This window comes from Pseudoalteromonas sp. H105, from assembly GCF_001469215.1.
Classification (GTDB): domain Bacteria; phylum Pseudomonadota; class Gammaproteobacteria; order Enterobacterales; family Alteromonadaceae; genus Pseudoalteromonas.
The window spans coordinates 25,708-46,412 of record NZ_LOFH01000006.1 but is presented as its reverse complement, the minus strand read 5'-3'; the positions used below and the strand labels follow the sequence as shown (position 1 = coordinate 46,412).

The following is a 20,705-nucleotide window of genomic DNA, read 5'->3' as shown; positions in this document are numbered from 1 at the left end:
TAGCACTTTTTACGACTCTATTTTCAATAATTCGACTTCAAAAATAAGTAAAGACGCTGGAGGAATACTGCCTACTCGCTTCTCGCCATATGCCAATTGATGCGGGATATAAAACGTGTATTTATCTCCTTCACTCATTAGCTGTAATCCTTCCGTCCATCCTTTAATTACCTGCTGTAAGCCAAAGCTGATTGGGCTGTTTCTGTCAACCGAGCTGTCAAACACACTGCCGTCTAATAACGTACCATGATAATGTACATTGACCTTGCTCTGTGAAGATGTGGGCTTTTTTTCATTGCCACTATGCTTGATCACTTTATATTGCAACCCTGAAGCAGTCTCAATGACTCCCTCAACCTGACTATTGGACGCTAAAAAGTCGCTGCCTATTTGTGCATTAGCCAGTGCTTGTTGTTTTACTTTTTTACTATTTTTAAAAATTAAATAGCAAAATATGGCAATAATTACCGCTAAAATAATGTTAATCATGGTTGTTCATTCTCTTGCTCTTTTTCTTCTTCTGCATTATCACCATTGACGATATCTGCAATATTACTTAATCGTGTCAGTGCTAATCCGTTCACAGAATCATCCGGGTAGTGCCCGTCAACCAATTCTCCCGCCTCTATATCCATCAATGTATTAAGCGCTTGGTCAACAGTTTCAACCGCATATATATGAAACCTGCCTAGCTCAACCGCGGCAAGTATTTCATCATCAAGGACTAAGTTAACTTGGTTAGATTTAGGTACAATCACGCCTTGTTGGCCTGTTAAACCACGCATTTTACAGAGTTTGAAGAAGCCTTCTATTTTTTCGTTAACACCACCAATCGCTTGTACATCACCATGTTGGTTAATCGACCCCGTAAGCGCAATTGATTGACTAATAGGCAGATTTGTAATGGCTGAAATGAGCGCACAAAGTTCAGCTAAGGATGCACTGTCACCATCAATGTAGCCATAGCTTTGCTCAATCGCTATATTGGCACTCAATGTTAAGCTAAATTGTTGAGCGTATTTATTGCCTAGGTAACCCGTTAGCAACATCACCCCCTTAGAGTGAATCGCTTTACCAAGCTCGGCTTCACGCTCTACATCAATCACACCATCAGCCCCGGCGTACACAGTGGCAGTAATACGTGCAGGGGTACCAAATGAAGTATCACCGATATGCAATACTGTTAAGCCGTTTACTTTACCAACGGCGTGACCTTCAGTGGCTATTAAAGTGTGCCCTTCTTTAATATCACTGAGCATATTTTCACTTATTTGCCCTGTACGGTACTGCTTGCCTTCGATTGCTTCATCGATGTGATGCGCGTCTATCAGGGTCAGGTTATCCTGCTTAGTATAAAAACTCGCTTCTGCCACTAGCTCTAATACATCGGCAAAACGCGCCGATAATTTATTATGATGCTCAGCTTGGCGATAACTAAATTTTAGCAATCGCGCCATAGCAGGTTCAGTTAAGTTGCATTTGAGTGTGTTTTGGCAATATTCGGTTACTTTTGTGATGAACTGATACTGTAACTTATCGCTGCTTGGCAAATAGTAATCAAAGTCAGCCAGCACTCTAAAGAGCTCAGCAAACTCTTCATCGTATTCACCGATTGTGTAATATAACTCGCGAGAACCGAGTAAAATTATTTTTACATCAAGGGGAATCAATTGCGGACGAAGCGTAAAACTACTGCCAACCGCACTGTCTTGATAAGGTAAATCGTTTTTGATTTGATGTGTCTTAAGCGATAATTTTAAACCATCCCACACTTGCGGGTTAGCCATCACTTTTTCGGCATCCATAATCAAGTAGCCACCATTAGCACGGTGCAATGCACCCGGCTGAATTGAGCGATAGCTGGTGATTAATGAGCCTTGTGATGCCGCGTATTCTATTTTACCAAAAATGTTGCCAAATGTTGGATTGGGTTCATACACCACAGGCGCTGCATCATCTTCTTTAAACTCAACCAAGATATTTGGTGCAAAGAAATCTGTTAGCATGCCTTTACGGTCAAAATCTTCTTTGCTTTCTTCACTTTCGTCTTCATCGTCAAGCCATTCAAGCACGGCGTCGATAATTTCCACTCGGATGTCTTTTAAGTAACGCAGTACACCAATGTGAGATGCGTACTTATGTTCTAAATCTTTTAACAGCGGCTTGGTTGCAAGCTCAGCGGTGGATTTCTTTAAGTTTCGCAGTTTTTCAGATGACTCTCGTTTCCAACGAGGAAGCTCGATTAACGCTTCAATCAAGGCATCTTCCAGTTTTTCTATCACTGCATAAAACTGCTCACGTAAGTCATCATCAAGGGCTGCAAATTCAGCATCGCTTAATTGCTTGCCATTAACTAAAGGAGCAAATCCCACGACGCTTTTTTCTTCAATTAAAGCAACGCTTTGTTCAAGCGCGGCAATTTCCACTTCTGTGATCGCCGCGTCATACGCATCATTGAACTCACGATCAATCTTTTTCTTTTTACGCTGATACGCAGGGTTGTCAAAGGCGGCAGGAAACGTATCGAGGACTTCATCAATAAATGAGTCAATGTCGTCAGCTAATTGCTTACTTTGCCCTGCTTGTAAAAACATGGCTATAGGTTCGCGATGGTCATCGTAATTATTAACATACAACCATTCGTTAGGCGTCGGCCGACCTTTACTGTGCGCCTCTAACTTATCTTTAACTAAAGTAAAGCGGCCATGGGCAGCTTCACCCATAACATACACATTGTAACCAGGAAGCTCCATTCCCAATGAAAAATCCAATGCACTTTGCGCGCGCTGTTGACCGATGAAAGTCAAGGTTTCAGGATACGGATTATTCATGCACGTTTGTACATGATTAAGTGAAATAGTCGGCGCTAACGCAGACACAGGTAATGGCAGCAGTTTTTTCGTCATTCTAACTTCTTTTTGTATCAGCGTATTCGCTAATTAATTTTAATATGGGCAGAGCAAGGAGCTTACCTACAATTTTATGGTTGTAATGCCTTACGAGAAAAGTAGATACCGTCGCACTGCGAACAAGCTCTAATTTGCGTGGCATGATAAATATCATAGCTGTGGCTGCAATTCTTACATACTAATGTGCCCATGGCTATCCATTCACCTTGGTGATAAACGCCATTATGCTTAAAATCTTGGTTTAATGCGTGCCATTCTAACTGGGTTTTATCTTCTATGTGTGACAATTCAAACCATAAGGACTCTTTTAGTTCTTGCCACGCAAGTGAGTCATAGTGATTGTCGTTTTCTTTAATGTGTTCAATGTCACGTTTAAGGTATTCACGGTATAACGTAAGCTTTTCTTGGCCTAACGCTTTGAGCGCTTGTTCAGATTCAACAAACTTGTTTATTGCCTCTTTGAACTCGTGATCTTTTACGTCTTTTAACCAGGCACTTAAATCTGTTAACCATGCTTTATAATCAGCCATAATATACTCCTTCAAAACGACGTTAAATCAGTGTTTACCTTAAACAAGTATAGGTTAACCTGCTCTGAAAACTAATTAAGTCATGAATTTATAAAATCCGCTTATTTGCCGCTGTGATTAGTCCTATTTTTGGGGTATCCTATTCGGCAATTTTTTATTAGTTTGCAAGAAGTCTGGAATCATAGATGCAAGAGCAATATAACCCACAAGATATAGAGTCAAAAGTCCAAGCATATTGGGAAGAAAACCAAGTATTTAAAGCCACTGAAGATGAGAGTAAAGAAAAGTATTATTGCCTTTCTATGTTCCCATACCCAAGCGGCCGACTCCACATGGGTCATGTGCGTAACTACACCATTGGTGATGTTGTTTCTCGCTTCCAACGCTTGCAAGGCAAAAACGTAATGCAACCTATGGGTTGGGATGCGTTTGGTCTACCAGCAGAAAATGCAGCCATTAAAAATAAAACAGCCCCTGCGAAATGGACCTACGAAAATATCGATTACATGCGTACCCAACTTAAACAATTAGGGTTTGGTTATGATTGGGATCGTGAAATCGCGACGTGCCACCCAGATTACTACAAGTGGGAACAATGGTTTTTCACCAAGCTTTACGAAAAAGGCTTAGTGTATAAAAAAATGTCGACGGTTAACTGGGATCCAGTGGACCAAACAGTACTTGCAAACGAGCAAGTTATTGATGGTCGCGGTTGGCGCTCTGGTGCTGTAGTTGAGCAAAAAGAAATCCCACAGTGGTTTATTAAAATTACCGACTACGCACAAGAATTACTTGACGACTTAGACAAACTAGAAGATTGGCCTGAACAAGTAAAAACCATGCAGCGCAATTGGATTGGCCGCTCTGAAGGTTTAGATATCGAGTTCACGCGCACAGATAACAACGAAAAATTCAGCGTATACACGACTCGCCCTGATACTTTCATGGGTGTCACTTATCTTGCGGTTGCAGGTGCGCACCCAATTGCTCAAGAAGCGGCTAAAAATAGCGACGCTGTGGCAATGTTTGTTGAAGAATGTAAAAACACCAAAGTTGCTGAAGCAGACATGGCAACTATGGAAAAGAAAGGCATTGCAACAGGTTTTTATGCAACTCACCCACTAACGGGTGAGCAAGTACCTATCTGGGTCGCTAACTTTGTACTTATGCATTACGGCTCTGGCGCAGTTATGGCTGTACCTGCACATGATCAGCGCGATTATGAGTTCGCAACTGCATACGGTCTAGATATAAAACAAGTTATTGCACCTGTTGCTGGCTCTGAACTTGACGTTAATTTAAAAGAAGAAGCGTTTACTGAAAAAGGCGTATTAATTAATTCTGGCGAATTTGATGGCCTTGATTTTGAAAATGCATTTAATGCAATTGCCACCAAACTTGAAACACTTGGCGTAGGTGAACGTAAAGTAAACTTCCGCTTACGTGACTGGGGTGTGAGCCGTCAACGTTATTGGGGTTCACCAATTCCAATGTTAAGTGATGAAGACGGCAAGGAGCTTGCAGCAACAAAAGAGATGCTACCAGTTCGCTTACCTGAAGACGTGGTAATGAATGGTGTAACGTCACCAATCAAAGCTGACCCTCAGTGGGCTAAAACCACGGTTAATGGTGTCCCTGCATTTCATGAAACAGATACCTTTGACACCTTTATGGAATCGTCTTGGTACTACGCGCGCTATTGTAGCCCTCGCCATGATGAAGGCATGTTAGACCCTGCAGCAGCTAATTACTGGCTACCAGTAAACCAATACATTGGTGGTATTGAGCACGCTATTTTACACTTATTGTACTCGCGCTTTTTCCATAAATTATTGCGTGACTTTGGTTTAGTAAACTCAGACGAGCCTTTTGACCGCCTGCTTTGTCAAGGTATGGTACTGGCTGAAACTTTCTATCGTAAAGATGAGAAAGGCGGCGACATTTGGATTTCACCAAGCGACGTTGAAACCGAAACAGACGACAAAGGCCGTGTAACAAAAGCATGGCATAAAGACGATGGCGAGCCGGTGTTCTCATCTGGCATGAGCAAAATGTCAAAGTCAAAAAATAACGGTATCGACCCGCAGCAAGTTATCGCGCAATATGGCGCAGATACAGTACGCTTATTTATGATGTTTACCGCACCGCCAGAGCAAACGCTAGAATGGTCTGATTCGGGTGTTGAAGGCGCGCATCGTTTCATTAAACGTGTGTGGAAATACGCGGTTGATGTAAACACAGTAGGTTACCAAGCACTTGATAAATCAGCGCTAAGCAATCCACAAAAAGTACTTCGCCGTGAGCTACATAAAGCCATTGCTAAAGTGACTGATGATGTTGAACGTCGTCAAACATTTAATACCGCGATTGCCGCTATCATGGAAATTTCAAACAAATTGTTAAAAGCCCCTCTGGCCGATAAACAAGATGTGGCGATTGCTAATGAAGCACTTGAAGCACTGTTAATTATGCTTGCTCCAATCACTCCGCATTTGTCACATCAATTATGGCAAGAGCTTGGTAAAGAAGGCGACATTCTTGATGCCGCTTGGCCAACAGTTGACGAGTCTGCACTTGTTGAAGATGAGAAACTTATCATCGTGCAAGTAAACGGTAAACTACGTGCAAAATTAACCGTGCCTGCTGATGCAACCAAAGAACAAGTTGAAACACTTGCTTTTGCAGAGTCAAACGTGACTAAGTTTACCGATGGCGTCACCATTCGTAAGGTGATTTACGTACCGGGTAAACTACTAAACGTGGTAGCGAACTAATATGGCATTTTTTAATGCCACTAAAAACGGACTAGCCTGTGTGCTAGTCTGTTTTTTATTGACTGGGTGTGGTTTTCAGTTAAAAAAAGCATCAAGTTTACCAGATGACTTAAAGATCATGACTCTTAATGGGGATGATGAAAAGTCAGCTCTCTTTGCCATCCTTGAAAAAGAACTCACTTTAAGCAAAGTTGAATTGCAATCGGTACCTGAAAAAAATGTTGCTCAATTATATTTGTCTAAAGATCGTTTAGAGCGACAGATTTTGTCATTGTTTAAAAATGGCCAAGTAGCTGAATACGAACTCGCATATAGTGTTGCATATACCCTAAAACGACCTGGAAAAGATCCAATCGAGCAAAGTTTTGAGCTTTATCGTAATTATCAAGATGACCCAGACAACGCCTTGGCAAAAGCCAAAGAGCTTGATTTATTGCTTAACGAAATACGCAAGCAAGCGAGTCGTCGTATAGTACGAGAGTTATCGCAACTGTAATGCGCTGTTATGCTAATCAATTACCGAGTGAATTAAACAAAACACTCCAGCCATTTTATTTAGTGTTTGGCGAAGAACCCTTTCAAATAGCCCAATGTGCACAACAAATTCGCTTAAAAGCTAAGCAGCAAGGCTTTGACGAAGTCATAAAATTTACACTGATGCCAGGCTTTGATTGGCAAGAGTTAATAGCTCAATATCAAAGTATGTCCTTATTTAGTGCCCGTACTTTAATTGAGCTTGATCTCAATGGTCAAAAGCCAGGCACTGTTGGCAGCCAAACGTTTAAAAAACTGGTTGAACTTACTAACCCCGACACACTGTTGATTTTGACTGGCGCTAAAGCAAGCCAAGATATCCAACGCAGTGCATGGTTTAAAGCATTAGACAAACACGGCGTATTTGTACCTTGCTACCCATTATCAGGCAATCATTTACAACGTTGGCTCGATGAACAGTGCAACCGTTTAGCTATCAATATGCAAAATGATGCAAAACGCACGCTAATTGACGCTACAGAAGGTAATTTACTGGCTTGTTATCAAGAGCTAGAAAAACTATCACTGCTTCACGGTAATGCGCTAATTGATCAACAATTGGTACTACAAGGTTTACTTAACCAAGCTAAATTCGATATTTTCGATTTAAGTGATGCGCTCTTAAATGGAAACAGCCGCCAAGCAATTAAAATCTTAACCAAGCTAGCAGGTGATAATACTGAGGCGGTCACTATTCTATGGGCTATAAACAAAGAAGCAAACACACTATTAAGCTTGCAAATAGGCCTATTGCAAGGTGAGAATTTAACCAGTTTATTTAAACAAAAAGCAATTTGGAAAAACCAACAAGGGCCCATTAATCAAGCCCTAAACCGATTATCTTTACAAACACTTGAGCATCTGATTAGTTTGCTGGCACAATTTGACGCAAGTTATAAGCAAGGTACGCTAATTAAACCTTATCAAGCACTAGCGCATATATGCCTCGTTTTTTGTCAACCCGTTGAGGTTGCTCTCCCCGCTCACCCTGTTTCATAACGATTAGGAACAAAAGATGATTGCACTTTTTGGTGGTACATTCGATCCTATTCATTTAGGCCACATCAATATGGCCAAGCAATGCGTTGAACACTTAACCCTTGATCATTTACAGTTTATGCCATGTGCTATCCCAGCGCATAAAGCGATACCAGGGATCAGTAACGAGGATCGCATTGCGATGTTGCAGGCCGCTATTGAACCTTATCCGTATTTTTCACTCGACTTGCGTGAATTAAAACGCCAAGGGCCTTCTTATTCGCTATTGAGTTTGCAAGAGCTACGAAAGGAACACCCTAACGACCCCATTCTATTTTTAATTGGGCTCGATTCATTCAATACGTTGGATAAGTGGTTTGAATGGCAAAAAATTACACAACTTTGCCACCTTGTGGTCTTCAAGCGTCCTAATCAAGATATTAATTTAAGCTCGCAGCTAATTGAGTATAAAGAAAAAGCCCTGACAACATCACCTAAAACGCTACGCTTAGAGCATGCAGGTAGACTGTACTTCTTACCCGGTCAAATGATGGATATTGCGTCCAGTAACATTCGACAAAAATTAAAAAAAGGTCAATCCTGTGTGGAACTTCTTCCTACCGCAGTGAGTCACTATATAGGTGATCGGCAACTTTATCTAAGTGGTGAATAATAATCACCAGCGTGATAAAATAACAGCTATTCCCTTTTTAAATGAGATAACACTTTGGATTCGAAACAACTACTCGCCTTTGCCCTAGACAAAATTGACGATATGAAAGCCCGTGATGTGGTTCAGATTGATGTAAGAGGCAACTCCGACATTACTGACTACATGCTTGTTTGTTCTGGTAATTCTAAACGCCACGTGCAATCAATTGCTGATCACGTTGCCAAAGAAGCACGTCATGCAGGCGAAGAACCTCTTGGTTATGAAGGTCAAAATGAAGGCGAATGGGTACTGGTTGATTTAGGTGATGTAGTCGTACATGTTATGCAAGATCAAGCACGTAGCTATTACGACCTAGAAAAGCTTTGGAGCTAACATCGCTTTATTTTAATCTGAGTTTGGAAGGAAACGCGTGAAAATACAAATGATTGCCGTTGGTACAAAAATGCCAGCGTGGGTTGAAACCGGCTTTTCAGAGTATCAGCGCCGATTTCCAAAAGATATGGCATTAGAGCTGATTGAGATCCCCGCAGGTAAACGTGGAAAAAATGCTGATATAAAGCGCATTTTGCATATTGAAGGCGAAAAAACGCTGGCGGCTATACCTAAAGGCAATCGTATTGTGACACTTGAAGTCACTGGCAAAGCGCTTGATACACATCAGTTAGCAAAAAATATGGAAAAGTGGCAACTGGATGGCCGCGATGTTAGTTTGCTTATTGGGGGTCCTGAAGGGCTTGCACCTGAATGTATTGCGGCCTCGGAGCAAAAGTGGTCATTATCTAACTTGACCCTACCGCATCCATTAGTGCGCATTATTGTTGCTGAAAGCTTGTACCGAGGATGGAGTTTAAACAATAACCATCCTTATCATCGCGAGTAGTCAGCATGCTAAAAAGAAGACCCACAATTCGAGACCACTCTGCAGAGGCTAATCTGTTTGCTCGTCGCGCGTTTGTGGGTTTTATTTTTGTTACTATCTTAGTGGCAATCTTACTATCAAATTTGTACACCATCCAAGTTGATGACCACCAAGATTATCAAACTCGTTCAAACGACAACCGTATAAAAGTGATTCCTATTGCACCCAATAGAGGCTTAATCTACGACAGAAATGGTGTACTCCTTGCTGAAAACAAACCTGTTTATAACCTTGAAGTCATACCCGAAGACGTTAAAAACCTAGACAACTCATTAACAGCGATTAGTCAGTTAATCACGATTTCTGAACAGCAAAAAAACGATTTCCTTGACGACATCAAGCATAACCGTCGTTTTAAAAGCCAAGTACTAAAAGCACGTTTAAATGAATCTGAAGTCGCCAAATTTTCAGTTAACCAGCATAAATTTCCCGGCTTTAGCATCGAGGCCCGACTCGCACGCTACTACCCATATGCTGATACCCTCACACATGCGCTCGGCTATGTGGCAAAATTAAATAAAAAAGAACTCGCTAAACTTGAAATGGCTGGTCAAGCGACCAATTACAGAGCCACTCATGACATCGGCAAGCTGGGTATTGAAAAATATTATGAACAATTACTGCACGGCCAAGTAGGCTCACAACGTGTTGAAGTTAACAACCGTGGGCGTGTTATCCGCACTCTGAGTGTGACACCACCTGAGCCGGGTCATGATTTAGTGCTTACTATGGATATTGGCTTACAACAAATAGCGCAACATGCATTAAAAGATATGCGCGGTGCGATTGTAGTGATGGACGCTAAAGATGGCGGTGTACTCGCTTTGTATTCAAACCCTAGTTACGACCCAAATTTATTTGTGCATGGTATTAGTAGTAAAAATTATAAAGCGTTGCTCAACCCTGACCGCCCATTAATAAATCGCGCAACGCAAGGACGGTATGCTCCTGCATCAACCGTTAAACCACATTTAGCTATACTTGCGCTCGAAGAAGGCATAGTCAATGAGCAAACCACCATTTGGGATCCGGGCTTTTTTCAAATACCTAATGTAGAGCATAAATGGCGCGACTGGAAACGCAGTGGCCATGGTCATGTAGATGTTTACAGAGCAATTGAAGAGTCTTGTGATACCTACTTCTATGATACGGCTTACCGAATGGGTATCACAAAAATCAGCAATTTTATGGCGCAATTTGGCTTTGGTGATTTAACAGGCATTGATATACATGAAGAAACGAGCGCTATTTTACCGTCTAAAGAATGGAAAGAAGGCCGTTTTCGTGAATCGTGGTGGCGTGGAGATACCATTTCAGTTGGTATTGGCCAAGGTTATTGGACAGCCACTCCCATACAGATCGCAAACGCTACGAATATTCTTGTAAATAAAGGGCATAATTACCCTCCACACTTAGTGCAAGTTGCTAAAAAAGAAGATGAAGTAACGCAAATAAACAATGAAGAAAAACCTCCTGTTGTATTAAAAAATGCAGACCATTGGCGTATTGCTTTAGATGCTATGCACAATACGGTACATAAAGTAACAGGCACAGCTCATAAAGCATTCCTAGGTGCAACGTACGACCCTGCGGGTAAAACAGGTACTGCACAAGTTGTCAGCATTGCACAAGGTGAGCGCTATGATGCAGAATCTCTCAAAGAGCGCCAACGCGATAACGCAATTTATATTGGCTTTGCCCCGTATGAAGACCCCCAGATTGTTGTATCTGTTGTGGTTGAAAATACCGGAGGAGGAAGTTCCGTAGGCGCTCCTATTGCCCGACAGTTAATGGATTATTATTTTTCAGCTAATCCTATCCAGGTTGCCAGGAGTGCGAAACAATAATGCAACTACATGATAAACGCTCTATTTGGGATAAATTACACTTAGACTTACCTTTACTCCTTTCGTTAATGTGTATGATGGCCGCAAGCCTTGCTATTGTATACAGTGCAAGTGGCCAAAATGAAGCGATGATGATCCGCCATGGTACCCGTATGGCCGCAGCGATAATTGCCATGTTTGTATTAGCACAATTTAGCCCCGCAACCTTAAAACGTCTTGTCATCCCTTTGTACTGTTTGGGATTACTTATGCTTATTGGGGTTTTATTATTTGGCGTAAGCTCAAAAGGTGCCCAGCGATGGCTTGATTTAGGCGTTACGCGTTTTCAACCATCAGAACTAATGAAGCTGGCTGTGCCAATGATGGTTGCATGGTACATAGGCCGAAATCACCTTCCACCTAGAGCATTACACCTAGTCGTCGGTTTTACCATCGTACTTTTGCCTACCTTACTTATCAAAGAACAACCCGATCTCGGCACGTCTATTTTAATAGCAAGCTCCGGCATCTTTGTCTTATTTTTATCTGGGCTTAGTTGGCGCCTAATTGGCTTTCTAACAGGCTTAGTCGCGTTATCTGCTTGGCCATTTTGGCACTACGGAATGCACGCTTATCAAAAGCAACGAGTGCTTACTTTATTCAACCCTGAAAGCGACCCTCTGGGCTCTGGCTATCATATCATCCAATCTAAAATCGCCATTGGTTCTGGTGGCATTGAAGGAAAAGGGTGGCTGCAAGGTACACAGTCTCAATTAGAGTTTTTGCCTGAGCGTCATACTGATTTTATTTTCTCGGTGCTCAGCGAAGAGTTTGGGTTATTCGGCGTTTGTTTATTATTGTGTATGTACTTATTTATTATAGGTCGTGGATTATTTATCGCCGTAAATGCGCAAGATGCATTTGGCAAATTACTAGCTGGCGCATTAACGCTCACCTTTTTTGTATACGTTTTTGTTAATATCGGTATGGTTTCTGGCCTATTACCTGTTGTAGGTGTGCCTTTACCACTGATTAGCTATGGAGGTACCTCCATGGTAACCTTAATGGCAGGATTTGGTATAATCATGTCGATTGCAACAGATAAGAGGATGCTTTTAAAGTAATGATGTGGATACCTAAGTATATTATTTTAGCAGTCATCACTTTTATACTAAGTGGCTGCAGTAGCTCAGTAAGTAAGACAGATCATAGTAGTCGTTATAAAATGAAACATGATGCTGCCCCACTGCGCGCGCCAACAACACTCGAAATGCAAGATGCTGTTGTGTCACAAGTCGTTAAAAGTGCCAGTGCTGGACGTCCGTATACTGTACTTGGCAAAAACTATACCCCTATGCTTGATGAAACCGGTTATACAGAGGAAGGCATTGCATCCTGGTATGGTCGTAAATTTCATGGCTATCACACGTCAAACGGCGAAATCTATGACATGTTTGCTATGACCGCAGCCCACAAAACGCTTCCTTTACCAAGTTTTGTGCGGGTAACAAACACTGAAAATGGCAAATCAGTGATTGTGAGAGTCAATGATCGTGGGCCATTTCACGATGATAGAATCATTGATTTATCCTATGCAGCTGCGTACAAGCTAGGATACTACAATCACGGTACAGCTAAGGTTAAGCTTGAAGCAATTACTCTTGAAGATTCACCAACACGCCCAAGCTATATACAAGTTGCTGCGGGTAGTACATTAGAAAATATCGAAGCGCTTGCTTTTCGCTTACGCCAGCAATATCAGTTACCCACAAGTATCGTTGAAAGTGATACACTGTATCGATTGCGACTTGGGCCAATAAAAGACGCCGAGCAAGCTCAGCAAGTACTCGAAAAACTAAAACAAAATCAATTTCAAAACGCGTTCTTGCTTTACAGTGAACAAGCACTTTAGAATAAGATTTACGCGAACCTTAAACTTTAACCATTAATGAGCATGATGAAATCATTTAAATACAAAATTCTCAACAGTGTGTGCGGCTTAGTATGTTCTGCTGCCGTTTTCTCTGCAACCGCCCAGATTATACCTGCGCCTCCACAAATTAATGCAAAAGGTTATTTCCTGGTAGATTTCACGACAGGTAAAGTGATTGCTGAAGGTGAAGCTGATACTCGCCTTGCGCCAGCAAGCTTAACTAAAATGATGACCAGTTATGTTATTGGTACAGAAATTAAAGTGGGCAATATCGCGCCGACTGATATGGTCACTATCAGTGAAAAAGCCTGGGCTAAAAACTTTCCTGAATCATCTAAAATGTTTATCGAAGTAGGTAAACAAGTCAGTGTGGAAGATTTAAACCGTGGCATTATCATTCAATCAGGTAATGATGCATGCGTCGCGATGGCTGAACATATTGCTGGTAGTGAAAGTGCGTTTGCCGACCTTATGAATGCTCATTCTGAAAAATTAGGTATGAGCAACACTCACTTTATTAATAGTCATGGTTTAGATACTGACGAGCACTTTACAACACCTCGTGATATGGCCACGCTAGGCGCGGCGCTTATTCGTGACGTACCTGAAGAGTATGCCTTTTACGCAGAAAAATCATTTACGTTTAATGGCATCAAACAATATAACCGTAACTCCTTGTTGTGGGACGAGAGCCTGAATGTTGACGGTATCAAAACAGGCCACACATCTGAAGCTGGCTACAGCTTAGTCACCTCTGCGACTAAAGATGAAATGCGCTTAATTGCTGTCGTCATGGGTACCTCAAGCGAACGAGCCCGTAAAGTTGAAAGTAAAAAGCTTCTTAACTATGGCTTCCGATTTTTTGAAACAATCACACCATATCAAGCCGGTGATAGTTTTGCTGAACAACGCATTTGGATGGGTAACAAAGAAAATGTATCGCTCGGTATTTTAGAAGATACCCCTATTACCATTCCTCGCGGCCAACGTAAAAATTTAAAAGCTAACTTTGAGCTAGACAAAACATTAGAAGCACCGCTTGCTAAAGGCACGAAAGTGGGCACCTTATTTTTACAACTTGAAGGCGAAGAGATTGCACAATATCCACTTGTAACGCTTGAAGAAGTTGAAGAAGGTAGTTTCTTTAGCAAAATCTATGATTACTTACGTTTACAGATTATGTAATTTGCAATTTAATAATTCTAAGCGCCTTGCACTGCAAGGCGTTTTTTTTTGCCTGAAAAATGCTAGAATGCGCCTCATATCTAACCTGCAAGGTCGAGTGTGGGTTATTAGTCAGTTATTAGAGCATTAAGTAAGGAGTCATCGTCGTGGCTACACCAGTAGAAAATACTAAATTTGATGAGTACCTAGAGTACCCTTGCCCGTTTACCTTCAAAGTAATGGGCTTAGCAAACGTTAATTTAACTGACCAAATTCTTGAAAAGTTACAGCCGATTGCCCCTGGTGACTATGCGCCTAAAGTAAAGCCTAGTAGTAAAGGCACATACGAATCTGTCACACTTGTTGCAACAGTGACCAGTGGTAAACATATTGAAGAAATCTATAACGTGATCAGTAATATCGATGACGTTCGTCACATGCTATAACCCTAATTGGAGATTGCAGTGAGCGAAAATACGTTAATCGTACGCCAATTAGGCCGCCAACGCTACATGCCGATCTGGCAAAAAATGCAAGAATTTACTGACACTCGAGATGATACTGTCGCTGATGAAATCTGGTTAGTCGAACACGAACCTGTTTTCACGCAAGGCCAAGCAGGAAAAGAAGAGCACTTACTTGCACCTGGTGATATTGAAGTGATCAAAGTTGATCGCGGCGGCCAAGTAACCTATCACGGGCCGGGCCAACAAATGATGTATGTTTTATTTAACTTACGCCGTTTGAAAATTGGTGTTCGTGAGCTAGTAACCTGGCTTGAAGAATGTATTATCGATACATTAAAAGAGTACGATATTGAAGCGTACGCTAAAGCAGATGCGCCGGGGGTGTATGTCAATGACAGTAAAATTGCATCGTTAGGCCTTCGCGTTCGTCGCGGCTGCTCATTTCATGGCTTAGCCTTAAATGTAAGTATGGATTTGAGCCCATTTTTACGCATTAACCCATGTGGTTATGCGGGTATGAATATGGTGCAAACAACTGATTTAAATGGTCCACAAAACCTAGAGCAAGCAGGTAATGGGCTAGTAAAACATATGATGACAAAGCTTAATGCTACACAGGTTAAGCATACTGAAGGGTTTGAAAACGAATGAATAAACCAGTCAAGATGGAACCAGGGGTAAAATTACGTGACGCTGAAAAAATGGCGTTGATCCCAGTTAAAGTATTACCGACTGAAAAAACTGAAATGTTGCGCAAGCCCGAGTGGCTGAAAATACGTTTACCAAAATCAACTGAACGTATCGACGGCATAAAACAAGCAATGCGTAAGCACGGCTTACACTCCGTATGTGAAGAGGCTTCATGCCCTAACTTATCTGAGTGCTTTAACCACGGTACAGCAACCTTTATGATTTTAGGGGCTATTTGTACTCGTCGTTGCCCATTTTGTGATGTTGCCCATGGCCGTCCATTAAAACCGGATGCCGCAGAGCCTGAAAAACTAGCACTAACTATTAAAGACATGAAGCTAAGCTATGTTGTTATCACGTCAGTGGACCGTGATGATTTACGTGACGGTGGTGCGCAGCACTTTGCAGATTGTATTCGCGAAATCCGCAAACATAACCCAACCATTACCATCGAAATTTTAGTCCCTGATTTTCGTGGTCGTATGGACAGAGCTCTTGAGATCTTGATTGAAACGCCACCAGACGTATTTAATCATAACTTAGAAACTGCGCCACGCTTGTACAAGCTTGCTCGCCCAGGTGCTGATTATAAATGGTCATTAGAGTTACTACGTCGCTTTAAAGAAGCGCACCCAGAAGTTAAAACTAAATCTGGTTTAATGGTAGGTTTAGGTGAAGAAATTAGTGAAATCGAAGAAGTATTACGCGATTTACGTGAGCACAATGTCGATATGCTTACTGTAGGCCAATACCTACAACCGTCAAAACATCACTTGCCTGTTAAGCGTTATGTACCGCCAGCTGAATTTGATGCGTTGAAAGATTATGCAGATGAAATTGGCTTTACTCATGCAGCCTCAGGCCCATTTGTACGTTCGAGCTATCACGCTGATCAACAAGCCGCGGGTAAAGAAGTTAAGTAACACTTAAACACTACACTCTATAGCATTTAGGGTGTAGTGTTTACAGATTTAGTTTACTTAAGATTATTTGATGCAGACATCATACTCTCTATTTTTAGGTAATGTAGGATTTGAACTATAAGGTGATGGTTTTGATGTTAACCAATCCGCTTTATTTCTGACGTTTGCTCTTATCATCGCACTTTTGCAGTCATTTGCTGAATAATGAAAGCTTTTCACTTGCCCTGTTTTATTGTCAACAAGTAAAAACTTTTCATCGTCTTGCGAAGTAGTTGAATTACAGCCAGCAAGTGCTGCAGTTAATGCTAAAACCAACATTGTACTTTTCATATTTAGTCCCTCAAATCTATCAAACATATTGTGTTAAATAAACGTATGACTATTTCATATATATGTCAATTAATTGGCCAATTAATCCAATATAATCAATAAACATAGGTTATACCTTTGTGCTTGCTATATTCTGCTTTTCACGGATCATGGCCTTCGCTTCATGCTGACATAACACATCCAGCTCTGCTTTATCGAGAGGGGTTGTAGCGGCTAGGTAATTTAATTCAATATTAGAAATGAGATTGCTAAATACATATTCAACACGTTTAATATGAAATTCAGAACTCACTATCGTCGCTTTTTTTATATTATTAGCAGTCAATATAGGCATAGACATTGTTGCATCCTCAAAGGTAAAACGACTTTGGGCAATCTCTAAAAATGCGTTCTCAGGCACGCCTAACTCAATCAAATACGCTTTGGTTAACTTTCCATGAGCAAATCTACTTGTATTGAAGTGCTCACCAAAGCCTCCAGTACAAAGTACTTTGCTGCCTGGGTATTGAACATATAATTGAAATGCTTTGTCACATCTGCTCTTGGCTATCAAAGATAACCGACCGTCATTATAGTTCGGTGAACCAAGTACAATTATGGCATGAGATTCATTTTCTTTCATCGTGAATACCTATTATGCAGCCTTCTTTTGTAATATGAGTGCACTAATACATATCTTAATCAAAGTTCGGTTAACTAGGGCTAAATGTTATCTAACCAGTGCAATTTTGCATTCTTTATGGTGATAGATAAATTATTTACTTGGTTTTTAATTAAACACTAGGTCAATTCTCTATTCCTTGCGACAATTAGCACAATTATATTAAACATGGCTTATTATGAAATTATTAGTTAGAAACCTTTCACGCGCAACGACTGAGCAAGACATTCGAGTGTTATTTACCGCCTATGGTAAAGTTGCTGAATGCACGCTTGTATTAGACAAAGAAACCGGTAAATCAAAGGGCTTTGCATTTGTTGAAATGCCTATTGAATCAGAAGCTAACGATGCAATTAAAGCGTTAAACCAAAGCAATGTTGATAAGAATAAGATCCGTGTTAAATTGGCTGACGCTTAAAAAACCACGCTAGACAAAAAACCAGCAGTTGCTGGTTTTTATATCTAGAATCTGAGGCTGGAGGTTAAGGTCTCAATGAAATATTTTTAACCTCAATTGTCGCTTCCCCACCAAGTTCATCCTTTAGATCTGGCACTAAATAAATTGCACTTACGTTCTCTTTTATTATTCCCTTATCGACGGAATTTTCAGGAGTCCAGCTTGGTCTAGCAAAATCCGCTAAATCTATGCAGTGAGTACCCCACTTAGTTTGTGCTGGAAGTATATACTGGTAGTGTGCATAACTTTTATCGCCTTGCCCGCCATAGTCCTTTTGAGAGAGCTTCACAACGAGGTTTTTCCTGCTTTTATACTCCAGCAAAATAGTGGAATTTTCTTCAAGTGTTTGATTTGGCAAATCATAGATAAGCTCAACCCAAGAGTTGTTTTTTGCATCTACCCTGGGCACACGTTTAAACGAAATCCAAACGCGTTCATCTTTTATAAGCGTTTGCTTCGTTTTTACTTCACTGCCATGTGGGTCCGTTGCATATCGCCAATTTTTTTCGTTAAGCGGGTCACTAGACAATGCTTGCTGGCAATGTTGCTCTGAGGTTGATGAGACAGATAGCACAGAGCTAAAAACCAAAAGTGAGATTGCAGGAATAAACATGTGACATCCTTTTATTATTTTGTCTTTAATATTACAGTTAGGGCCTGTTGACCTTAGCGGTTTAAAATGTACTCAAAATAGGCACACCCCAATGGTCAGCATACCTGAAATTTATTTTTATTTCAGGCACAAAAAATGGGCACTCAAGCCCACTCTTTTAGCAATATAAGTATTATTGCTTAGTCATCTGCTTCATCATCAAAATCTGGCGACTGGCGCAGTGCAGGGCGTGCCAAAATTTCAACATAAAAAGATGATAATTCCTGCTTCTCGATCTCGCTGATGCAGTTATTAAGTTCTGCAACATGCACTTCTTGCGCTTGATCTGCTGTGTTACCAAATTTACAGTCAAATGCCCAGTAGTCAGCATCAAGCGGTAACGTTTTGTTACGCTCTCTTTTCAAATATTTTTTCACTTCGTGCTTTGCAGCATCAACCATACGAGGGTATTTGATTTTCTCGTGATTCAGCGTGAATGTTTTCTTCATTACGTTCCTAAATTACCTTGGTTTAATAATAATGAGATTTTTTAAAACCCATCTGTGGGCATTATATACCCAAGTTACCTCAAGATGCGAGCGTCGTTATGATTAAAAGCGATTTAGCTAATATATTTAGCCAAAGTGATCTGCGTCCTACTATAAAAGATATGAAAAGGTAACGGACGTTTTATGCTTGCAGTTTATACTACTCTAAACTGCATTTATGACAAAAAAATGTCAAGCTTGTGCCAAATGCAATGGTTGATGTAGAGCATCGTTATTAAGACTATCATAAAACGCAGCGGCATCTATTTGAGGATTGTCGAGTTGGGTTTCTTTGTGCAAATGGCGTTTTCGGACCACAAGCTCGCAGTTATCAATAATAGGGAGTGGGATATGGTGTTTATCATCTCGCACAGCAAGTGGCTCGGGCGATAAACAATGACGAAGACGAATACTACTCATACCCGACTCTAATAATCGCTTCGCATTATGCTCACCAATTAGCATATCAAAACTGTCCGGTGCCAAAGCTTGAGCTGGGACGACACCTAACTCAGCACGCAGTTGTGCTTCACTGTTATTTTTAGCATCACTGCCAAAAGGGGTCTTGGGAAGGTGAAACTGACTAAAATCTAAGGCATCTTGAGACAACATTGCTAATAGTAAAGAAAATTCTCCACGACGCGATTCGCTTACGCTTTTTGCGAGGCGATTATCGAGCTGACTCTCTGTGATTAACAATCCATCAATTTGCATATACTTTGGTCAAATAATACTAAGAATAAATATTTATCGGCTTAATTTAATATTTCTTTAGCTTTTTTCTTTACTTAAATACTAAGTTTGCTATTATCGGCGCCGTTGCATTGGAGGGGTTCCCGAGCGGCCAAAGGGATCAGACTGTAAATCTGACGGCTCAGCCTTCGCTGGTTCGAATCCAGCTCCCTCCACCACTTTTCTTACCGCTAAGTTAAGTGGGGCCAAATGCATCAAAATAGTGTGGAGGGGTTCCCGAGCGGCCAAAGGGATCAGACTGTAAATCTGACGGCTCAGCCTTCGCTGGTTCGAATCCAGCTCCCTCCACCACTTCTTTTTATTTCTGTAAAACTTCCTTTTTCATTCAAATTTCCATTGTAAACTAGCACCATTTTTCTCTAACCAGCTTGATGCATCTTTGTACTGCGGATAATACTGATTCACTCTCGACCAAAATTGGCTACTGTGATTTAAATATTTTAAATGAGATAATTCATGCACTATCACATAATCAATAATCCATTGCGGTGCACTAACTAATAAAAGATTAAAAGTCAGCTCTCTACGTTGATTACAACTCCCCCAACGCCTTTTGTAGACCATAATTTTTAACTTACTTGGTAATGCTTCACCCATTTGATCACAAAAATGGTGAAGCCGCATTTCGATATAGCTTTCTAATTGATCATGTAAAAAAGTTTCTAGCTGGGTTTGGTACATTGCCTGTTTATTTTGTACCCGAGTTGAGATAGTAATGTGTAAATTTGGCAGCATTGCTTCATCGACAAAGTGAACAAGCGTTTTTTTACCCGTGGCAAAACTCAGGGTCAATGGAGAGCCAAACAAGTTAATTTGCATCGCTTGCATCGGCTGCTGCTGTTGTTGTATTAACTGCCCTTGTTGGGTTATTTGTAATTTAATCCATTCTTGTTTCGACTGTAACCAGTGTTCAATTGAAGCAACCGCTACTCCATAAGGAGCATAAACGGTTAAGCTTTGTTGTTGCACTTTCAGTGCAACCGTTTTTCGGCGCCGACTTCGTTTTAATGTATATTCAACCAATTTAAACTCTTGAGTGGACTA

At 41.0% G+C, this 20,705-nt stretch carries 23 protein-coding genes and 2 tRNA genes; 16 read left to right on the top strand and 9 right to left on the bottom strand.

Going from position 1 to position 20,705, the window contains the following annotated elements; all coding sequences use genetic code 11:
• Positions 1–9: 9 nt before the first annotated feature.
• The 3 genes from ATS75_RS11335 to ATS75_RS11325 form a co-directional block, all read right to left on the bottom strand.
• Positions 10–489, bottom strand: coding sequence for an FKBP-type peptidyl-prolyl cis-trans isomerase (locus ATS75_RS11335; RefSeq protein ID WP_058560569.1), 480 nt, complete (start codon positions 487–489; stop codon positions 10–12).
• Entirely contained in the window at positions 486–2,906 is a 2,421-nt protein-coding gene (locus ATS75_RS11330) for a Lon protease family protein (RefSeq protein WP_058560568.1), read from the bottom strand. The genes ATS75_RS11335 and ATS75_RS11330 overlap by 4 nt, the downstream gene beginning before the upstream one ends.
• Before the next feature lie 74 nt (positions 2,907–2,980).
• Positions 2,981–3,439, bottom strand: coding sequence for a zinc ribbon-containing protein (locus ATS75_RS11325; protein WP_058560567.1), 459 nt, complete (start codon positions 3,437–3,439; stop codon positions 2,981–2,983).
• 185 nt (positions 3,440–3,624) lie between these two features.
• Between ATS75_RS11325 and leuS the strand changes: the two genes are divergently transcribed.
• The 13 genes from leuS to lipA all read left to right on the top strand — a co-directional run bounded on the left by leuS (position 3,625) and on the right by lipA (position 16,320).
• The gene (gene leuS / locus ATS75_RS11320) at positions 3,625–6,213 is read left to right on the top strand and encodes a leucine--tRNA ligase (protein ID WP_058560566.1); all 2,589 of its coding nucleotides are present in this window, start codon (positions 3,625–3,627) and stop codon (positions 6,211–6,213) included.
• A 1-nt stretch (position 6,214) separates the two neighbouring features.
• A complete protein-coding gene (gene lptE, locus ATS75_RS11315) occupies positions 6,215–6,709 on the top strand; it encodes an LPS assembly lipoprotein LptE (RefSeq protein ID WP_058560565.1) in 495 nt (164 codons plus the stop codon).
• Positions 6,709–7,746, top strand: a complete 1,038-nt coding sequence (gene holA / locus ATS75_RS11310; protein WP_058560564.1) for a DNA polymerase III subunit delta — start codon at positions 6,709–6,711, stop codon at positions 7,744–7,746. The genes lptE and holA overlap by 1 nt, the downstream gene beginning before the upstream one ends.
• 16 nt (positions 7,747–7,762) lie before the next feature.
• The gene (nadD, locus tag ATS75_RS11305; RefSeq protein WP_058560563.1) at positions 7,763–8,398 is read left to right on the top strand and encodes a nicotinate-nucleotide adenylyltransferase; all 636 of its coding nucleotides are present in this window, start codon (positions 7,763–7,765) and stop codon (positions 8,396–8,398) included.
• Between the two features lie 54 nt (positions 8,399–8,452).
• Complete coding sequence (rsfS, locus tag ATS75_RS11300) at positions 8,453–8,770, top strand: ribosome silencing factor (RefSeq protein ID WP_058560562.1); 318 nt, start codon at positions 8,453–8,455, stop codon at positions 8,768–8,770.
• 37 nt (positions 8,771–8,807) lie between these two features.
• A complete protein-coding gene (gene rlmH, locus ATS75_RS11295) occupies positions 8,808–9,278 on the top strand; it encodes a 23S rRNA (pseudouridine(1915)-N(3))-methyltransferase RlmH (protein WP_058560561.1) in 471 nt (156 codons plus the stop codon).
• A gap of 5 nt (positions 9,279–9,283) precedes the next feature.
• Entirely contained in the window at positions 9,284–11,164 is a 1,881-nt protein-coding gene (gene mrdA / locus ATS75_RS11290) for a penicillin-binding protein 2 (RefSeq protein ID WP_058560560.1), read from the top strand.
• Positions 11,161–12,267: a rod shape-determining protein RodA gene (gene rodA, locus ATS75_RS11285; RefSeq protein WP_152996218.1), complete on the top strand. Its 1,107-nt coding sequence runs from the start codon at positions 11,161–11,163 to the stop codon at positions 12,265–12,267. Before mrdA ends, rodA begins: the two co-directional genes overlap by 4 nt.
• Complete coding sequence (locus tag ATS75_RS11280; protein WP_058560558.1) at positions 12,267–13,055, top strand: septal ring lytic transglycosylase RlpA family protein; 789 nt, start codon at positions 12,267–12,269, stop codon at positions 13,053–13,055. Before rodA ends, ATS75_RS11280 begins: the two co-directional genes overlap by 1 nt.
• Positions 13,056–13,100: 45 nt before the next feature.
• A complete protein-coding gene (locus tag ATS75_RS11275) occupies positions 13,101–14,261 on the top strand; it encodes a serine hydrolase (RefSeq protein ID WP_058560557.1) in 1,161 nt (386 codons plus the stop codon).
• Positions 14,262–14,407: 146 nt separating this feature from the next.
• On the top strand, positions 14,408–14,686 hold the full coding sequence (gene ybeD, locus ATS75_RS11270; RefSeq protein ID WP_058560556.1) for a DUF493 family protein YbeD: 279 nt from the start codon (positions 14,408–14,410) through the stop codon (positions 14,684–14,686).
• 18 nt (positions 14,687–14,704) lie between these two features.
• A complete protein-coding gene (lipB, locus tag ATS75_RS11265) occupies positions 14,705–15,358 on the top strand; it encodes a lipoyl(octanoyl) transferase LipB (protein ID WP_082665467.1) in 654 nt (217 codons plus the stop codon).
• Positions 15,355–16,320, top strand: coding sequence for a lipoyl synthase (lipA, locus tag ATS75_RS11260; RefSeq protein ID WP_058560555.1), 966 nt, complete (start codon positions 15,355–15,357; stop codon positions 16,318–16,320). The genes lipB and lipA overlap by 4 nt, the downstream gene beginning before the upstream one ends.
• Before the next feature lie 63 nt (positions 16,321–16,383).
• Here the strand turns inward: lipA and ATS75_RS11255 are convergent, their stop codons facing one another.
• Positions 16,384–16,650 (bottom strand): hypothetical protein, encoded by a 267-nt coding sequence (locus tag ATS75_RS11255; RefSeq protein WP_058560554.1) that lies wholly within the window; start codon positions 16,648–16,650, stop codon positions 16,384–16,386.
• A 109-nt stretch (positions 16,651–16,759) separates the two neighbouring features.
• Positions 16,760–17,272, bottom strand: a complete 513-nt coding sequence (locus ATS75_RS11250) for a YdcF family protein (RefSeq protein ID WP_058560553.1) — start codon at positions 17,270–17,272, stop codon at positions 16,760–16,762.
• A gap of 217 nt (positions 17,273–17,489) precedes the next feature.
• On the opposite strand from ATS75_RS11250, the gene ATS75_RS11245 reads away from it, so the two are divergent.
• Complete coding sequence (locus ATS75_RS11245; RefSeq protein ID WP_058560552.1) at positions 17,490–17,729, top strand: RNA recognition motif domain-containing protein; 240 nt, start codon at positions 17,490–17,492, stop codon at positions 17,727–17,729.
• Positions 17,730–17,793: 64 nt separating this feature from the next.
• On the opposite strand, the gene ATS75_RS11240 is transcribed toward ATS75_RS11245, so the two are convergent.
• From ATS75_RS11240 to ATS75_RS11230, 3 genes are all read right to left on the bottom strand, one after another.
• Positions 17,794–18,381 (bottom strand): carbohydrate binding domain-containing protein, encoded by a 588-nt coding sequence (locus ATS75_RS11240; protein ID WP_152996217.1) that lies wholly within the window; start codon positions 18,379–18,381, stop codon positions 17,794–17,796.
• A gap of 179 nt (positions 18,382–18,560) precedes the next feature.
• A complete protein-coding gene (locus ATS75_RS11235) occupies positions 18,561–18,869 on the bottom strand; it encodes a DUF6172 family protein (RefSeq protein ID WP_058560551.1) in 309 nt (102 codons plus the stop codon).
• Between the two features lie 231 nt (positions 18,870–19,100).
• Positions 19,101–19,622 (bottom strand): VC2046/SO_2500 family protein, encoded by a 522-nt coding sequence (locus tag ATS75_RS11230; RefSeq protein WP_058560550.1) that lies wholly within the window; start codon positions 19,620–19,622, stop codon positions 19,101–19,103.
• A gap of 112 nt (positions 19,623–19,734) precedes the next feature.
• Between ATS75_RS11230 and ATS75_RS11225 the strand changes: the two genes are divergently transcribed.
• Both ATS75_RS11225 and ATS75_RS11220 read left to right on the top strand, forming a co-directional pair.
• A tRNA-Tyr gene (locus ATS75_RS11225) sits at positions 19,735–19,819 on the top strand.
• A 48-nt stretch (positions 19,820–19,867) separates the two neighbouring features.
• Positions 19,868–19,952: transfer RNA gene (locus ATS75_RS11220), tRNA-Tyr, on the top strand.
• Between the two features lie 30 nt (positions 19,953–19,982).
• On the opposite strand, the gene ATS75_RS11215 is transcribed toward ATS75_RS11220, so the two are convergent.
• On the bottom strand, positions 19,983–20,684 hold the full coding sequence (locus ATS75_RS11215; protein WP_058560549.1) for a M48 family metallopeptidase: 702 nt from the start codon (positions 20,682–20,684) through the stop codon (positions 19,983–19,985).
• Positions 20,685–20,705: the final 21 nt, after the last annotated feature.

What these genes read in the sequence shown, in the direction of transcription:
- ATS75_RS11335 (WP_058560569.1), bottom strand. Translation starts at nt 489, where the DNA reads ATGATTAACATTATTTTAGCGGTAATTATTGCCATATTTTGCTATTTA.
- ATS75_RS11330 (WP_058560568.1), bottom strand. Translation starts at nt 2,906, where the DNA reads ATGACGAAAAAACTGCTGCCATTACCTGTGTCTGCGTTAGCGCCGACT.
- ATS75_RS11325 (WP_058560567.1), bottom strand. Translation starts at nt 3,439, where the DNA reads ATGGCTGATTATAAAGCATGGTTAACAGATTTAAGTGCCTGGTTAAAA.
- leuS (WP_058560566.1), top strand. Translation starts at nt 3,625, where the DNA reads ATGCAAGAGCAATATAACCCACAAGATATAGAGTCAAAAGTCCAAGCA.
- lptE (WP_058560565.1), top strand. Translation starts at nt 6,215, where the DNA reads ATGGCATTTTTTAATGCCACTAAAAACGGACTAGCCTGTGTGCTAGTC.
- holA (WP_058560564.1), top strand. Translation starts at nt 6,709, where the DNA reads ATGCGCTGTTATGCTAATCAATTACCGAGTGAATTAAACAAAACACTC.
- nadD (WP_058560563.1), top strand. Translation starts at nt 7,763, where the DNA reads ATGATTGCACTTTTTGGTGGTACATTCGATCCTATTCATTTAGGCCAC.
- mrdA (WP_058560560.1), top strand. Translation starts at nt 9,284, where the DNA reads ATGCTAAAAAGAAGACCCACAATTCGAGACCACTCTGCAGAGGCTAAT.
- ATS75_RS11280 (WP_058560558.1), top strand. Translation starts at nt 12,267, where the DNA reads ATGATGTGGATACCTAAGTATATTATTTTAGCAGTCATCACTTTTATA.
- ATS75_RS11275 (WP_058560557.1), top strand. Translation starts at nt 13,101, where the DNA reads ATGAAATCATTTAAATACAAAATTCTCAACAGTGTGTGCGGCTTAGTA.
- lipA (WP_058560555.1), top strand. Translation starts at nt 15,355, where the DNA reads ATGAATAAACCAGTCAAGATGGAACCAGGGGTAAAATTACGTGACGCT.
- ATS75_RS11255 (WP_058560554.1), bottom strand. Translation starts at nt 16,650, where the DNA reads ATGAAAAGTACAATGTTGGTTTTAGCATTAACTGCAGCACTTGCTGGC.
- ATS75_RS11250 (WP_058560553.1), bottom strand. Translation starts at nt 17,272, where the DNA reads ATGAAAGAAAATGAATCTCATGCCATAATTGTACTTGGTTCACCGAAC.
- ATS75_RS11245 (WP_058560552.1), top strand. Translation starts at nt 17,490, where the DNA reads ATGAAATTATTAGTTAGAAACCTTTCACGCGCAACGACTGAGCAAGAC.
- ATS75_RS11240 (WP_152996217.1), bottom strand. Translation starts at nt 18,381, where the DNA reads ATGTTTATTCCTGCAATCTCACTTTTGGTTTTTAGCTCTGTGCTATCT.
- ATS75_RS11235 (WP_058560551.1), bottom strand. Translation starts at nt 18,869, where the DNA reads ATGAAGAAAACATTCACGCTGAATCACGAGAAAATCAAATACCCTCGT.
- ATS75_RS11230 (WP_058560550.1), bottom strand. Translation starts at nt 19,622, where the DNA reads ATGCAAATTGATGGATTGTTAATCACAGAGAGTCAGCTCGATAATCGC.